This window comes from Microbacterium sp. HSID17254 (genome assembly GCF_003989315.1).
Taxonomy (GTDB): Bacteria; Actinomycetota; Actinomycetes; order Actinomycetales; family Microbacteriaceae; genus Microbacterium.
Genome location: NZ_RBLT01000052.1, coordinates 1 through 14,653, shown reverse-complemented (window position 1 = coordinate 14,653; position 14,653 = coordinate 1). Strand labels below are relative to the sequence as shown.

The following is a 14,653-nucleotide window of genomic DNA, read 5'->3' as shown; positions in this document are numbered from 1 at the left end:
AAAGAGGTTGGTCTTTGATCCAAAGGAATTCTCACCCAGCCGAAGCTAGACGAGGATAATTTGGCATTTGACAAGTGCACGCTGTTGAGTTCTCAAGGATCGGATGCTCCCACGACCCAGCCATCACAACCAGGCCCGCAGGGCAACTTCTCTATCTTAGCCATCCCGACCCGCTTGTCAAATCGGCGCGCCGCGCGGATCTTGGATCCGCTGCGCAGCCGGTGACAGCCGCAGAAGGGGTGGATCTCCCATCCTAGGCGCAAGCGCCGGATCTCTCAAGTGAGAGTGGATAGGGAGTGGTTCTCCGCTTGAGGGGGGTGAAGCTCTGGGCTTCTCCGCTTCCCTGTGGGGCGAACAAGTAATAAGTTACGTGGATTCCGGGGGTCTGGCAAATCGGGCGCACCACCCCGGGCGTGTCGCGGGCGCCCCGCGCCGGGATTCGGCCGGATCAGCGGCTGTTTCCGGCGGTATCCGGGGGCGGAGTAGCATCACGCCCATGCCCACTCCCTCCTCCGACACCACTGCCGATCTGCTCGTCCGTGTGTGGCGGGACACGGGCGTCGCGCCCCTCCCCGCGGACTCCCTCGCGTCACTCCGCACTGTCGATCCGGTGCCCCTCGCCTCGCGCACGGCGACCGCAGAGCTGGCTCTCGCCAGTGTGGCCGCGGTCACCGTGGCCGCCGGACTCGACCCCGGGTCCATCGATCCCCGACGCGTGGCCGTCGCCTACCGGAGCGACCGCTACCTGCTGGTCGACGGAACTCCCCCGCCGGTGTGGGCGCCGCTCTCCGGGTTCTGGGAGAGCGGCGACGGGTGGGTCCGCACACATGGCAACTACCCGCACCACGCTCGAGCGCTTCGCCGCGCACTCGGTCTGTCCGGCTCGGCGGGTGCGGAGGCCGTGACCCGCAGGATGTCGACCCTCTCGACCGACGAGGCCGTGGGCCTCATCTCCGCGGCGGGCGGACTCGCGGTGGCCGTGCGTCACGAGGACCCCGAGGCCGACCGGGCGCAGCGAGCTGTTCCGCTCCTCGATGTCGCGGTCGCCGACCCCGAGGGCGGACGAACGAAGGACCGACGGACCTCGTCTCCCGCCGTCTCGGCGCGCGCTCCGCTCGCCGGCCTCCGTGTCCTGGATCTCACCCGAGTGATCGCGGGGCCGGTGTGCACACGGACGCTCGCTCTCCTCGGCGCCGACGTGCTGCGTCTCGACCCGCCGCAGCTCCCCGAGCTCCCGTGGCAGCACCTCGACACCGGCCATGGCAAGCGCTCCGCACGCCTCGACGCCCGGTCCCCCGAGCTTCACGCCCTCCTGGAGTCGGCGGATGCGGTCGTGCTCGGATATCGGCCCGCCTCGCTGGACCGGCTCGGCCTTTCCCCCGACGCTCTGGTCGAGCAGCACCCGGGTCTCCTCGTCGCGGAGCTCAGCGCGTGGGGACCCGATCATCGCGAGCGCGCCGGTTTCGACAGTCTCGTCCAGGCGGAGAGCGGCATCGCGATGATCGAGGGCGACGACGGACGGCCGGGCGCCCTCCCCGCCCAGGCACTGGATCACAGCAGCGGATATCTTCTCGCCGCCGCGCTCACCCGCCTGCTCCGTTCCCGCGACGGGCGCTCGCGCATCGTGCGCACCTCCCTGCGCCGGGTCGCCGCCGAACTGCTGGGGATGCCGCGCACGACCGCTGCCGTGCGCGCGCCGGAGATCGACGCCTCGGCGCATCTCGCGCGATTCGACGTGGACGGGACGGCGGTCGTGACGGCGGCACCCGCTCTCCCCGGGCTCAGGTTCGAGGCCCCGCACGCATGGGGTACGGACGCACCACGCTGGTGACCCGGCTTCCCGACGTGCCGCGTCCGCTGCGGGTCAGACCGCGGAGCGCGGCCGCCGCACGGCGAGGACCACGCAGAGGACCAGGGTGAGCAGGCCCCACACCGCACAGGCCGGCGGCAGCACCCGATACGCGAGATGCTGCACCGTGAACTCGGCGGAGAGCGGGCCGAACGCGAGCAGTCCGCCGACCCAGGCGAGCACGAGGATCACCGGCAGCGAGAGCCACCACGCGACCCGGACGACCGTCGGAAGGATCCGGGGGGCATGCGTTCGCGGGGTCGCACGACGCAGCCACAGTGCCGCCCAGATCGCCAGGCCCAGCAGGCCGAGCGCGCTCGAGGCGTACTGGAGCCACTTGTAGCCGTCGAACGGACCCCACGAGTTCGCGAGCGCGGGCAGCAGATCGACCCCCCACCGCGACTCATGCGTGAACGCGTCCCAGAGGATGTGCGAGAGCACCCCCAGCATCGCGGAGAGCACGAGCAGGACCGGATACAGCGACCGCGCACCCCGATACCGGGGACGGTCGTCGCGGGTCAACGCCTCGACTCCGGCCCGGAGTCCGCTCGCGTCCCACCCGGCGGGCAGCCGCGTGCTCACCCAGTCGGGCAGCAGCTCCAGGGTCGCGGGGCGCAGCAGCACACGCCACAGCAGGAAGAGCACGAGCGCGAGCAGCGCCGTCCACACGACGTTGACCGGATCGTGCAGGAAGCCGTAGTTGAGCCCGACGTTCCGCAGGAACAGCGAGATGTCCGGCGTCATCGCTCCGATCGCGATCGCCGCGGGGACCAGGGGCGTGCGCACGAACGGCAACGCCACGATCGCGTGACTCGGGGTGAACGGCATGCCTGACCGGGATCAGCCGAGGAAGACGCCGGCGAGTGTCTTCTTCCCGCGACGCAGCACCGAGACACCCCCGGGAAGCGTGCCCTGCACGGTCGCGGAGTCGTCCTCCACCCGATCGCCGTCGAGGGAGACCCCGCCCTGCGCGATGGCGCGACGGGCCTCCGACAGACTCGACACCAGCCCGGTCGCGACGAGTGCGTCGACGACCGGAGTACCGGCGGCGACCGTCGCGTGCGGGAGCTCGTCCAGAGCCGTGCGCAGCGTCGCCGCGTCGAGAGTGGTCAGGTCGCCCTGCCCGAACAGCGCCTCGGACGCCGCGATCACGGCCGCCGTCGCCTCCACACCGTGAACCGTCGCGACGACCTCGAGCGCGAGGCGCTTCTGGGCGGCGCGGCGGAACGGCTCCGTCGCCACGAGCTCGGCGTACGCCTCGATCTCGGCCCTGGTCAGGAACGTGAAGACCTTGAGGCGTTCGATCACGTCGGCATCGGCCGTGCTGAGCCAGAACTGGTAGAACGCGTAGGGGCTCGTGAGCTCCGCGTCGATCCAGATCGCGTTGCCCTCGCTCTTGCCGAACTTCGTGCCGTCGCTGTTGGTGATCAGCGGCGTGCCGATCGCGTGGACCGAGGCCCCCTCGACCCGGTGGATGAGGTCGGTGCCGCTGGTGAGGTTGCCCCACTGATCCGAGCCGCCCGTCTGCAGCACGCAGTCGTACTGGCGGTAGAGCTCGAGGAAGTCGAGCCCCTGGAGGATCTGGTAGCTGAACTCGGTGTAGCTGATGCCGGCGTCGGAGTTCAGGCGCGCGGCCACCGCGTCCTTCTTCAGCATCGTGCCGACGCGGTAGTGCTTGCCGATCTCCCGCAGGAAGTCGATCGCGGAGAGCGGCGCCGTCCAGTCGAGGTTGTTCACCATGCGGGCGGCGTTGTCGCCCTCGAAGCTGAGGTACCGCTCGACCTGGCCGCGCAGGCGGTCGACCCACTCCGCCACCGTCTCGCGGGTGTTGAGCGTGCGCTCCGCAGTCGGCCGGGGATCGCCGATCAGGCCGGTGGAGCCGCCCACGAGACCGAGCGGCTTGTGCCCGGCGAGCTGGAGGCGGCGGAGCAGGAGCAGCTGGACCAGGTGCCCGAGATGCAGACTCGGTGCCGTCGGGTCGAAGCCGCAGTAATACGTGACGGGGTCTCCCGCGAGCAGGGCGCGCAGCGCCTCCTGGTCGGTGGACACGTGGACGAGGCCACGCCACACGATCTCGTCCCACACGTTCTCGAACGTGGGGTCGATCGCCTGCGGCGCGGTCGTCAGAGCGGGAGTTGACACGCGCTCCAGGCTAGCAGCGCGCGACCGTCCCGCTGCGTCGCGGGCGGGGGTGTCAGCTGTGCGCCGCCCACCAGACGAGGAACGCGGCACCGAGGCCGATCACCCAGCTCACGAGGCTGCCGACGAGGAAGTACTCGGCACGCGCGCCCGTCTCCCCGTCTCGGGAGATCTCCGGGAAGCGGACGATGCCCTTGGCGGCGAGCATGGCCGCGAGCACCGGGTACGCCGCGGCGAGCGTGAGGATCATCACGAGCACGCGTTCCAGGGGGCCGATGAGCCGCCCGCCCTTGAATCCGTGGCGGGGATCGGCGGGGATCACGGCGGACACTGCAGGGGCGTCGGCCTCCGAGCGGTCGGAGGGTACGGGCTCGGGCGCGACGGTCCCCGAGACCTCGGCCGGGCGCCAGGTGTGCTCGCCGTCGAGAGCCGCACGGACGACGAGGTTCGCGGATTCGAGGAGGAAGACGCCGGCCCCGAGCGCGAGGACGGCGAGGTCGAACGGCACCTCACCGAAGGGCGAGCGGAGCGTCCAGAGCTCGCCGATGAGTCCGGACGTGCTCCTCGACCCGCCCCAGACCACGGCGGCGATGCTGAGGGCGGCCAGCGCGACCGCCGGCCAGAACCCGGCCCGGGACGGCCCCTCGTCCGGCATGCTCCACGCCCACAGCGCCCCGGCACCGAGCCCCAGGAGCGCGGGCAGCAGCGCATCGCCGCCGATGCCGAGGAGGAGGACCACGGCCGCGGCCACGACGAAGCCGATCCACCGCCGCGGCACGAACTGCCGGACGAGGTCGGTCGCGCCGACGGCGAGGAGGACGAAGCCGGCGAGGATCATGCGGACTCCCTCCGGAGCGCGGCCACACCTTCGATGAGAGCGGCGGCTCCCGCACTCCGCAGCGACTTGGAGACGCTCGGCTGCGAGATCCCCTCCTGGGCGGCGAGCTCCTGCTGGGACCGGCCGACCAGGCGTCCGTAGGTGAGGTGGCGTTCGCGCGTGCTCATCGTCCCCACCAGCTCGTCGCGCGCGAGGACGTAGGCGTTGGACGCGGCGATCACGGTCTCCATGACCTCATCCTGACCCGGGGCGCCGACAATCCAGGTGCGCGTGCGCGGCACGGCGCGCTGTTCGCGTGCGTGGACGGTCTCGATCGCGGCGCGTGCCGCGTACCACCCGGGTCCGTCGGCGAGCTCGCCGTGCACCGAGGTGACCGGCCGGACCTCGCCGACCCCGATGCCGAAGCGGAAGGCGAGCCCCTCCGGGAGGCGGAGCTGGACCATGAGGAGGGAGAGGAGCGCGTCGGGCAGTGCGCGGTAGACGCCCTGCTGCTCGTCCCCTACCGTGGGCGTGAGCGGGTGGATGGCCAGCGGGCGATCCTGTTCCACCTGTGCGATGGTCTCGTCCAGCGCGCGCTGCGCAGCACCGCGGTCCCGGAGTTCCCGGGACCCGACGATGTCGGCGATCACAGCGATGACCATGGAATAACCGTACCACGAATATTCGTAGTTTATGCCCTTATCAGCTATAGATGGGAAATATGCCTGAATCGCGCATCATCAACTGGACCGATGGCACCTGGACCCACGCCCCCGCCTGGACGCACGTCGACGGTCACCTCGACGCCACCGCGGCCGAGGGCAGCGACGCCTGGCGCCACACCGCCTACGGTTTCGTGCACGACACGGAGCACGCGCTGCTCGCGCCGCTCGCCGTCGGCGAGGCGATCGAGATCGCGTTCCGTGCGCCGTGGGAGGGGCAGTTCGACCAGGCGGGGCTCTTCGTGCGCGCCGATGAGGAGCACTGGATCAAAGCGGGCGTCGAGTTCGCCGACGGCCACCTCGGTCTCGGTGCCGTCGTGACCGCCGGTCGATCCGACTGGTCGGTCGGCTACGTCGACGACTGGCGCGAGAGCGAGATCACGGTCAGGGTCAGCCGGTGGGCGGACGCGATGATCGTGCGCGCCCGGGCGGACGACGGCCCCTGGCGCCTGGTCAGGGTGGCTCCCTTCGCCGGCGATGCGACCGTCTCCGCGGGACCGTTCCTCGCCGCGCCCACCCGCGCGGGCCTGACCGTCCGGTTCACCCGGTGGGAACGCTCGGCCGCCGACGGCGACCTGCACTGAGGCGAGGCCGCCGCCGGAGCGATTACAGGCCGAGCGCGTGCGCAGCGGCCTGCGCACGGGCGACGAGCTCCGCGCGCTGCTCGGCCACCCGCTCCGGCGCGGTGCCGCCGACGCCCGTGCGCGACGCGACGGAGCCCTCGATCGTGAGCACCTCGCGGACCTCGGGGACGAGGTGCGGCGACACCGACAGCAGCAGCTCGTCGGAGGCGTCCTCCAGCCCGATCCCCTGCTCCTCGCAGGCGCGAACGAGCGCGCCGGAGATCTCGTGGGCGTCGCGGAACGGCACGCGCCGCTTCACCAGCCACTCGGCGACATCCGTCGCCAGGGAGAACCCCTGCGGGGCGAGCGCGGCCATCCGCTCCGTGTGGAAACGCAGCGTCGCGATCATCCCGGCGAACGCCGGCAGCACGACCTCGAGCGTCTGCACCGAGTCGAACACCGGCTCCTTGTCCTCCTGCAGGTCGCGGTTGTACGCGAGGGGCAGGCCCTTGAGGGTCGCCAGCAGGCCGGACAGGTTGCCGATGAGACGCCCCGACTTGCCGCGCGCGAGCTCGGCGATGTCCGGGTTCTTCTTCTGCGGCATGATGCTGGATCCCGTGGAGTAGCCGTCGTCGAGGGTGACGAAGCCGAACTCCCGCGTGTTCCAGAGGATGATCTCCTCGGACAGGCGGGAGAGGTCGACCCCCGTCATCGCCGCGATGAACGCGAACTCCGCCACGACGTCCCGCGCAGCGGTGCCGTCGAGGGAGTTCTCCGCCGGCCGGTCGAGGCCGAGCTCCGTCGCGACGAGCGCGGGATCCAGGCCCAGGGTCGACCCCGCGAGTGCTCCCCCGCCGTACGGCGAGACACCGGCGCGACGGCGCCAGTCGACGAGGCGCTCGAGCTCGCGCACCAGCGGCCAGGCGTGGGCCTGGAGGTGATGGGCGAGCAGCACCGGCTGTGCGTGCTGCAGGTGCGTGCGGCCGGGCAGGATCGCGTCGGGATGCGCCTCCGCCTGTGCCACGAGCGCATCGATCACGCGCAGCAGGTCGCGCGCGATCACCCGGGCGTGGTCGATCAGGTACATCCGCACGAGCGTGGCGATCTGGTCGTTCCGGCTGCGGCCGGCGCGGAGGCGTCCGCCCAGCTCCGGACCCAGCTCGGCGATCAGCGCCTGCTCGAGCGCGCCGTGCACGTCCTCGTCGGTGGGCAGCGGCTGCAGGGTGCCGTCGGCGACCTTGCGCGCGACGGCGTCGAGGCCCTCGTGCATCCGGGCGGCCTCATCCGGCTCCAGGTACCCCGCGGCGGCCAGCGCCGTGGCATGCGCGTGGGATCCCGCGATGTCGTACGGCGCCAGGATCCAGTCGAAGTGCGTCGACCGGCTCAGCTCGACGAGCTCCGGCGACGGACCGGTGGCGAACCGCGCGCCCCAGAGCGCGCCCTCGTTGGTTCCTTCGTGCGAGCCGGCCATCACGCGTCCTTCTTCCCGAGGAGCCAGACCAGCAGGGCCTTCTGGGCGTGCAGGCGGTTCTCCGCCTCGTCCCAGACCACGCTCTGCGGACCGTCGATGACCGCGGAGTCCACCTCGTAGCCGCGGTCGGCGGGGAGGCAGTGGATGAAGATCGCGTCGTCGTGCGCGAGCTCCATCGTCTCCGGTGTGACCTTGTAGCCGCCGAGGTCGCGGATCCGCGCGAGCTTCTCCTCCTCCTTGCCCATCGACACCCAGGTGTCGGTGACGACGACGTCGGCACCGGCGGCCGCCTCGACCGGGTCGGTGAAGAGCGTGATCGATCCCCCGGTCTCCCCGGCGCGGCGGTCGGCCGCTTCGATCACGTCGGCGCGCGGTGCGTAGTCCTCCGGCGAGGCGATGCGCACGTGCATGCCGGCCGTGACGCCCGCGAGCGCGTAGGAGTGCGCCATGTTGCTCTGGCCGTCGCCGAAGAACGTCAGCGTGAGGCCCTTCAGGTCGCCCTTGTGCTCACGGATCGTCAGCAGGTCGGCGAGGAGCTGGCAGGGGTGGAAGTCGTCGGACAGCGCATTGATCACGGGGACCCGGGTGCCGGCGGCCATCTCCTCCAGGCCCGACTGCGCGTACGTGCGCCACACGATCGCGGCGACCTGGCGCTCGAGCACGCGGGCCGTGTCGGACGGCGTCTCCTTCCCGCCGAGCTGGCTGCTCGCCGTGGAGATGATGAGCGGCGTGCCGCCGAGGTCGGCGATGCCGACGGCGAACGAGACGCGCGTCCGGGTGGACGACTTGTCGAAGATCACGGCGACGGTCTGCGGGCCGGCGAGGCTCTTGTCCGCCCAGCGATCCTTCTTGAGCTCGAGCGCGAGATCGAGGATCTCCGCCTGCTCGGCGGGCGTCAGATCGTCGTCGCGCAGCAGGTGGCGGGTCATGCGGGGACCTTTCCGGAGGCGGAGGTGTGGACGTCGGAGAGAGCGGCGGCGAACAGCTCGCGGAACTCCGCCAGCTCCGCGTCGCCGATGGTGAGCGCCGGCGCGACGCGCACGGTCTCGGGGTTGGCGGCGTTGACGATGAGACCGCGGTCCTGCGCGGCGGCGACCACCGCACCCGCCACGGGCTGCGTGAGCGCGACGCCCACGAGGAGTCCGCGGCCGCGGACGCCGCCGACCAGCGGGGAGTCGATGCCGAGGATGATGTCCCGCAGCTCGGCGCCACGGCGCGCGGCGTTGTCGACGAGGTCGGCGCGCTCGATCTCGGCCAGCACCGCGTCCGCCACGGCCGTCGCGAGCGGGTTGCCGCCGAACGTGGAGCCGTGCGAACCGGGGGTGAACAGGGCGCTCGCGGCCCCGTAGGTGACGAGGGCACCGATCGGGAATCCGCCGCCGATGCCCTTCGCGAGCGTGATGGCGTCGGGCGTGATGCCCTCGTGGCTGAATCCGAACCAGGCGCCGGTCCGGCCCGCGCCGGTCTGGATCTCGTCGACGATGAGCAGGGCGCCGTGCGCGAGGGTCAGCGAGCGTGCCGCGGCGAGGTAGCCCTCGGGCAGCTCGACGACACCGGCTTCACCCTGGATCGGCTCCACGATGACGGCGGCGACCCGGTCGTCCATCGCGGCCTCCAGCGCTTCGATCGTGGCCGGGATGTGCTCCACGCCTCCGGGCATCGGCGCGAACGGCGCACGCATCGACTCCTTGGCCGTGAGCGCGAGCGAACCCATCGTCCGGCCGTGGAAGCCGTTCTCCAGTGCGAGGATGCGCGGACGCTCCGCCCCGCCGTGCAGACGGGCGAGCTTGAACGCGGCCTCGTTGGCCTCGGCACCCGAGTTCGAGAAGAACACGCGACCATCGATCCCCGCGCCGGCAAGGCGCTTGAGTCGGGCGGCGAGCGCGAGCTGCGGCGGGGTCGCGAAGTAGTTGGAGACGTGCGCGAGGGTGGCGGCCTGCCGGGACACCGCATCGACGAACACCGGGTGCGCGTGGCCGAGGGAGGTCACCGCGATGCCGGCGAGGAAGTCGAGGTAGCGTCGGTCTTCGGCGTCCCACAGGTACGAGCCCTCACCGCGGGTCAGCAGCGCGAGGCGCTCCCCCGCGTTGAGCACGAGATCACGTGCCGCGTCGTCCTGCCAGACGGTCATGCCGTCGCCCCTTTCTCTCCCAGGACCACTTCGGTCCCGATTCCCTTGCTGGTGAACAGTTCGACGAGCACCGAGTGCGGCACCCGTCCGTCGATGATCGCCGCCGCGTCGACGCCGCCCTCGACCGCATCGAGGCACGCGCGCATCTTCGGGATCATCCCCGACTCGAGGCGCGGAAGCATCTCGATGAGCGCGTCCGATGTCAGGTGCGACACGAGCGAGTCGCGGTTGGGCCAGTCGGCGTACAGCCCCGGCACGTCGGTGAGGATGACGAGCTTGCGCGCACCGAGGGCCACGGCCAGCGCGGCGGCCGCGGCATCCGCGTTGACGTTGAGCGACTGCCCCGGGTGGTCGAGGTCGGGCGCGATGCTCGACACGACCGGGATCCGCCCTGCGGCGAGGTGATCGAGCACCGGTGTCGGGTCGACCTGGACCACGTCGCCCACGCGGCCGAGGTCCACCTCCTCGCCGTCGATCATCACACCCCGACGGCGGCCGCCGAAGAGCCCGGCGTCCTCGCCGCTGAGTCCGGTGGCGATGGGGCCGTGCGAGTTGATCTTCGAGACGAGCTGCGGGTTCACCTGGCCGGTGAGGACCATCCGCACGACGCCGATGGCCTCGGTGTTGGTGACGCGGTACCCGCCCTTGAACTCGCTGGGGATCTCCAGCCGCTGCAGCATGTCGGAGATCTGCGGCCCGCCGCCGTGCACGACCACGGGCTGCACACCGACGTAGCGGAGGTACGCGATGTCCTGGGCGAAGGCCTCCTGCAGCTCGTCCGAGACCATGGCGTTCCCGCCGTACTTGACGACGACGATCTGGTCGCGGAACTTCTTCAGCCACGGCAGCGACTCGATGAGGGTGGTGGCCTTCTGCGCCGCGATGTCCGGCGTGGTGTCCTGGATGTCGGTCATGAGGCGTAGGCGCTGTTCTCGTGCACGTAGTCGTGGGTGAGGTCGTTCGTCAGCACCGTGGCGGTGGCCTCTCCGACCTTGAGGTCGATCATCAGGTGCGTGGCCCGCGGCGTCAGGTCGACCTCCTCGCGGGGGCGGTCCGGCCCGCCGGCGGTGCAGACTCGGACGCCGTTCATCCACACGTCGACGTCGTACGGGTCGAACTGCGCGGCCGTCGTGCCGATCGCCGCGAGGACGCGGCCCCAGTTCGGGTCGTTGCCGAAGATGGCGGCCTTGAACAGGTTGTTGCGGGCGACCGAGCGGCCGACCTCGACGGCGTCCTGCTCGGAGACGGCGTGCTGCACCTCGATCGTGATGTCGTGGCTCGCGCCCTCCGCGTCGCCCTGCAGCTTGACCGCGAGCTCCTGGCAGAGCGCGGTGAGCGCCTCGGCGAAGTCGTCGAGGTCGGGGACGACCTCGGAGGCGCCGTTGGCGAGTAGCGTCACCTGGTCGTTGGTCGACATGCAGCCGTCGGAGTCGAGGCGGTCGAACGTGCGTCCCGTCGCCCGACGCAGCGCCTCGTCCGCCTGGAGCGGTTCGAGCACGGCGTCGGTGGTGAGCACCACGAGCATCGTCGCCAGACCCGGGGCGAGCATGCCCGCGCCCTTCGCCATGCCGCCGATCGTCCAGCCGTCGCGGGTCACCACAGCGGTCTTCGCGACCGTGTCCGTGGTCATGATGGCGTGCGCGGCGCTCTCCCCACCGTCCGCGCTCAGCGCGGTGATCGCCTGCGCGGTACCCGCGAGGACCTTCTCGCGGAAGACCTCGTCCCCCGTCCCGATGAGCCCCGTGGAGCAGACGAGCACGTCGCCCGCGCTGATGCCGAGCAGCTCGGCCGCCTTCTCCGCGGTCTGGTGGGTCGTCTGGAACCCGAAGCTCCCGGTGAAGCAGTTCGCACCGCCGGAGTTGAGGACGACGGCCTCGACCACGCGGTCCGCGACGGCCTGCTGCGACCAGATGATGGGGTTGGCCTTGGCGCGGTTGCTCGTGAAGACGGCGGCGCCGACCTTGCGGGGGCCGCGGTTGACCACGACGGCGACATCGGGCTTGCCGGTCGACTTGAGTCCGGCGGCGACCCCGGCCGCCTCGAATCCTGCGGGGGCGGTGACGCTCACGGGGCGACTCCGTTCACTGAGAGGGCGCGGGTCTCGGGAAGCCCCAGCGCGATGTTCATGGACTGGACGGCAGCTCCGGCGGTGCCCTTGACGAGGTTGTCGACGGCGGTGACCACCGTCACGCGGTTCGCGGCGCGATCGATCGCGAGGCCGAGGAGGGCCGTGTTCGCCCCGAGCACGTCCGCCGTGCGCGGGAAGCTCCCCTCCGGCAGCAGCTGGACGAAGGTCTCGTCGCCGTAGGCGCTCTCCCACGCCTGACGGATCTCGGCGTCGCTCACACCCTCGACGATCGGCGCCGTGGACGTGGCGAGGATGCCGCGCGACATCGGCACGAGGACCGGAGTGAACGAGATCCGGATGTCCTGGGTCCCTGAGCCCGTCGAAGGGCGGGCGGCGGCGAGCGCCTGACGGATCTCCGGGATGTGGCGGTGCGTGCCGCCGACGGCATAGGGGTTCGCGGAGCCGAGGATCTCGCTGGCGAGGAGGTTCGTCTTCAGGCTCTTGCCCGCCCCGGACGGGCCGACGGCCAGGACGGAGACGATGTCGCCCGGGTCGATCACGCCGGCCGCGACACCGGGGGCGAGGCTCAGGCTCACCGTGGAGGCGTTGCAGCCGGGTGCGGCGATCCGGGTCGCGCTGCGGAGCGCGTCCCGCCCCTTGCCCCCTCCGACGAGGAGCTCGGGCACGCCGTACGTCCACGGCTCATGGAAGGACCCGCCGTAGAACGCGTCCCACTCCGCCGACGAGGTGAGCCGGTGGTCCGCTCCGGCGTCGATCACCAGCGGGGTGTCGCCGAGGGCGTCCGTGTACTGCCCGGACTGGCCGTGCGGGAGGGCCAGGAACACGATGTCGTGTCCGGCGAGGACCTCGGGTGTGGTGTCCTGCAGCGTCAGGTGGGCGAGTGAACGGAGGTGCGGCTGATGGGCGACGAGGGGCTGTCCGGCGTTCGAGTGCGCCGTGACGGTGCGGATCTCGACGTCGGGGTGAGCGGCCAGGAGGCGCAGGATCTCGCCGCCTGCGTAGCCGGAGGCGCCGGAGACGGCGACGGAATACGTCATGCTTCTACCTTAACGGTCGGGTCCTCGACGATCTCGGGACCGGGGGCGGGGCCGGAGGCGGCGACACCGGCACTCGACCGCCGCGCGGACGCAGGCAGAAGGGCGGGGTCGCCTAGAATCGGCGGCCGCGACGTCGGCGCACGGCGATGACGCTCGGGACGAGCGTCGAAGGAGCGGTGGCGACCGAAGGCATGCGGCGACGATAGCGCGGGCGTGTTCGGCACCGCAAATCCGGGGCGTCACACGACAGCGCGCGCGACCGGTGCGGCGAAGAAGGCCCGTTCGTGCGCGCTCGATGCGAGGAAGGCTCGCCGCATCCGCTCTCGGCCGGTGTCGTCGGCCCTCGCGGCCGCGGCGGCGACATGCGCGACGGCCTGCCGGGTGGCCTCCGCGAAAGCCGGATCCGCGTAGGTCGCCAGCCACGATGCATAGGGATGCCGGGGGTCGCGGGGCGCCGCGCCGAACGCTCCGGTATGGAGCCGCTCCCCCAGGTCGGTGTAGAGCCAGAAGCACGGCAGCACGGCCGCGATCACCGTGGCGTAGTCCCCGCCGAAGGCGACGGCACGCAGGTGGTCGAGGTAGGCGACCGTGGCCGGGGCGGGCTCGGCGGCGAAGGTCGCGCCGCTCACCCCGGTCTCCGGGGTCAGCCACGACGCGTGCAGCTCCAGCTCGCCGCGGATCGCGCCGTGCGCGGCCTCGGCCCAGAACGCCTGCTCGTCGGGGGTCGGAGCGAGACGTGACGCCTCCGCGAGCACCCGGGCGTACTCGCGGAGGTAGAGGGCATCCTGCGCGAGGTAGAAGACGAAGGCGTCGCGGTCGAGGGTCCCCCCGGCGAGCGCGCGCACGAAGGGCAGCGCGTCGATGTCGCGGCGGATCGCGGCGGTCTCATCCCACCAGGCCGCGGCCACCTCCTCCGGTGTCGGCCGGGTCTCGACCCCGCCGCGCGCCCAGAGTCCCGAGAAGGGATGGATCGGGCCGTGTCCTCGCCCGATCTCCAGGTCGTCCGCCGCGCGGAGGGACTCCCGCAACCAGGCGCGCGCGGCGCGCACCGCAGTCGCGGGATCGTCGCCCGTCGCCAGTCGTGTGGCCAGAGCCGCGGACAGCGAGCAGCCGGTGCCGTGGGTGTTCGCCGTGCGGATGCGCGCGCCGGGGAACTCGGCGTGCGTACCGGCTGCCGTGTCGATCAGGGCGTCCGGTGCCTCGTCCCCGGGCAGATGCCCGCCCTTCACCAGCACCGCGGTCCCCATCGCGGCCGACAGCTCTCGCGCCGCGGTGAGCGCGTCCGCCCAGTCCGTCACCTCGTGACCGACGAGCACCGCGAGCTCGGCGAGGTTCGGGGTGACCACGGTCGCCAGGGACAGCAGGCTCCGCAGCTCGCGCTCCGCATCGGGGTGGAGCAGCCGATCCCCCGAGGTCGCGATCATGACCGGGTCGAGCACGACGATCGGGGGCTGTGTGTCTCGGAGCCACGCGGCGACCGTCCGGATCACCTCCACGTCCGCGAGCATGCCGACCTTCACGGCGTCGATGCGGATGTCGTCACCGACGGCGTCGAGCTGCGCCCGGAGGAAGTCCGCGGGAGGAACGTGCACGGCGCGGACGCCCTGCGTGTTCTGGGCGGTCAGGGCCGTCAGGGCCGCCATGCCGTAGCCCCCGTTCGCGGCGATCGCCTTGAGGTCGGCCTGGATGCCCGCGCCCCCGGATGGATCGCTGCCGGCGATGCTGAGCACGTGCGGCACCGCGCGCCCGAGCCAGCGCCGACGGAAGGCCGCGGCGGCTAGATCGGAAGAGCGTCGGGTAGGGAAAGAGGGGAGGAAAGGGTGGAGATGTCGGTG

Annotated in this window: 13 protein-coding genes; 2 read left to right on the top strand and 11 right to left on the bottom strand. The window is 71.7% G+C overall.

From position 1 onward, the window contains the following. The first annotated feature begins 496 nt into the window (after positions 1 to 496). On the top strand, positions 497 to 1,831 hold the full coding sequence (locus tag D8M34_RS16595; RefSeq protein ID WP_126894556.1) for a CoA transferase: 1,335 nt from the start codon (positions 497 to 499) through the stop codon (positions 1,829 to 1,831). A 33-nt stretch (positions 1,832 to 1,864) separates the two neighbouring features. Here D8M34_RS16595 and D8M34_RS16590 read toward each other — a convergent pair whose 3' ends face one another. From D8M34_RS16590 to D8M34_RS16575, 4 genes are read right to left on the bottom strand one after another with little or no spacing between them, the layout of a single operon-like run. Further along, positions 1,865 to 2,677: a DUF4184 family protein gene (locus D8M34_RS16590; protein ID WP_126894555.1), complete on the bottom strand. Its 813-nt coding sequence runs from the start codon at positions 2,675 to 2,677 to the stop codon at positions 1,865 to 1,867. Between the two features lie 12 nt (positions 2,678 to 2,689). Next, positions 2,690 to 3,991 (bottom strand): tyrosine--tRNA ligase, encoded by a 1,302-nt coding sequence (gene tyrS / locus D8M34_RS16585; RefSeq protein WP_126894554.1) that lies wholly within the window; start codon positions 3,989 to 3,991, stop codon positions 2,690 to 2,692. 52 nt (positions 3,992 to 4,043) lie between these two features. Beyond that, positions 4,044 to 4,826, bottom strand: coding sequence for a hypothetical protein (locus tag D8M34_RS16580; RefSeq protein ID WP_025105256.1), 783 nt, complete (start codon positions 4,824 to 4,826; stop codon positions 4,044 to 4,046). Next, positions 4,823 to 5,467 (bottom strand): SatD family protein, encoded by a 645-nt coding sequence (locus D8M34_RS16575; protein WP_085603575.1) that lies wholly within the window; start codon positions 5,465 to 5,467, stop codon positions 4,823 to 4,825. The genes D8M34_RS16580 and D8M34_RS16575 overlap by 4 nt, the downstream gene beginning before the upstream one ends. A gap of 59 nt (positions 5,468 to 5,526) precedes the next feature. On the opposite strand from D8M34_RS16575, the gene D8M34_RS16570 reads away from it, so the two are divergent. Continuing rightward, the gene (locus D8M34_RS16570) at positions 5,527 to 6,111 is read left to right on the top strand and encodes a DUF1349 domain-containing protein (protein WP_126894553.1); all 585 of its coding nucleotides are present in this window, start codon (positions 5,527 to 5,529) and stop codon (positions 6,109 to 6,111) included. Positions 6,112 to 6,133: 22 nt separating this feature from the next. Here the strand turns inward: D8M34_RS16570 and argH are convergent, their stop codons facing one another. The 7 genes from argH to D8M34_RS16535 all read right to left on the bottom strand — a co-directional run bounded on the left by argH (position 6,134) and on the right by D8M34_RS16535 (position 14,557). Beyond that, a complete protein-coding gene (gene argH, locus D8M34_RS16565; protein WP_085603568.1) occupies positions 6,134 to 7,561 on the bottom strand; it encodes an argininosuccinate lyase in 1,428 nt (475 codons plus the stop codon). Next, positions 7,561 to 8,490: an ornithine carbamoyltransferase gene (gene argF / locus D8M34_RS16560; protein WP_025105260.1), complete on the bottom strand. Its 930-nt coding sequence runs from the start codon at positions 8,488 to 8,490 to the stop codon at positions 7,561 to 7,563. The genes argH and argF overlap by 1 nt, the downstream gene beginning before the upstream one ends. After that, complete coding sequence (locus tag D8M34_RS16555) at positions 8,487 to 9,692, bottom strand: acetylornithine transaminase (protein WP_126894552.1); 1,206 nt, start codon at positions 9,690 to 9,692, stop codon at positions 8,487 to 8,489. The genes argF and D8M34_RS16555 overlap by 4 nt, the downstream gene beginning before the upstream one ends. Further along, on the bottom strand, positions 9,689 to 10,606 hold the full coding sequence (gene argB / locus D8M34_RS16550; protein WP_101844881.1) for an acetylglutamate kinase: 918 nt from the start codon (positions 10,604 to 10,606) through the stop codon (positions 9,689 to 9,691). The genes D8M34_RS16555 and argB overlap by 4 nt, the downstream gene beginning before the upstream one ends. Next, complete coding sequence (argJ, locus tag D8M34_RS16545; RefSeq protein WP_025105263.1) at positions 10,603 to 11,760, bottom strand: bifunctional glutamate N-acetyltransferase/amino-acid acetyltransferase ArgJ; 1,158 nt, start codon at positions 11,758 to 11,760, stop codon at positions 10,603 to 10,605. Before argJ ends, argB begins: the two co-directional genes overlap by 4 nt. Further along, positions 11,757 to 12,818 (bottom strand): N-acetyl-gamma-glutamyl-phosphate reductase, encoded by a 1,062-nt coding sequence (gene argC / locus D8M34_RS16540; protein WP_126894551.1) that lies wholly within the window; start codon positions 12,816 to 12,818, stop codon positions 11,757 to 11,759. Before argC ends, argJ begins: the two co-directional genes overlap by 4 nt. Before the next feature lie 239 nt (positions 12,819 to 13,057). After that, a complete protein-coding gene (locus D8M34_RS16535; protein ID WP_126894550.1) occupies positions 13,058 to 14,557 on the bottom strand; it encodes a bifunctional hydroxymethylpyrimidine kinase/phosphomethylpyrimidine kinase in 1,500 nt (499 codons plus the stop codon). Positions 14,558 to 14,653 lie beyond the last annotated feature (96 nt).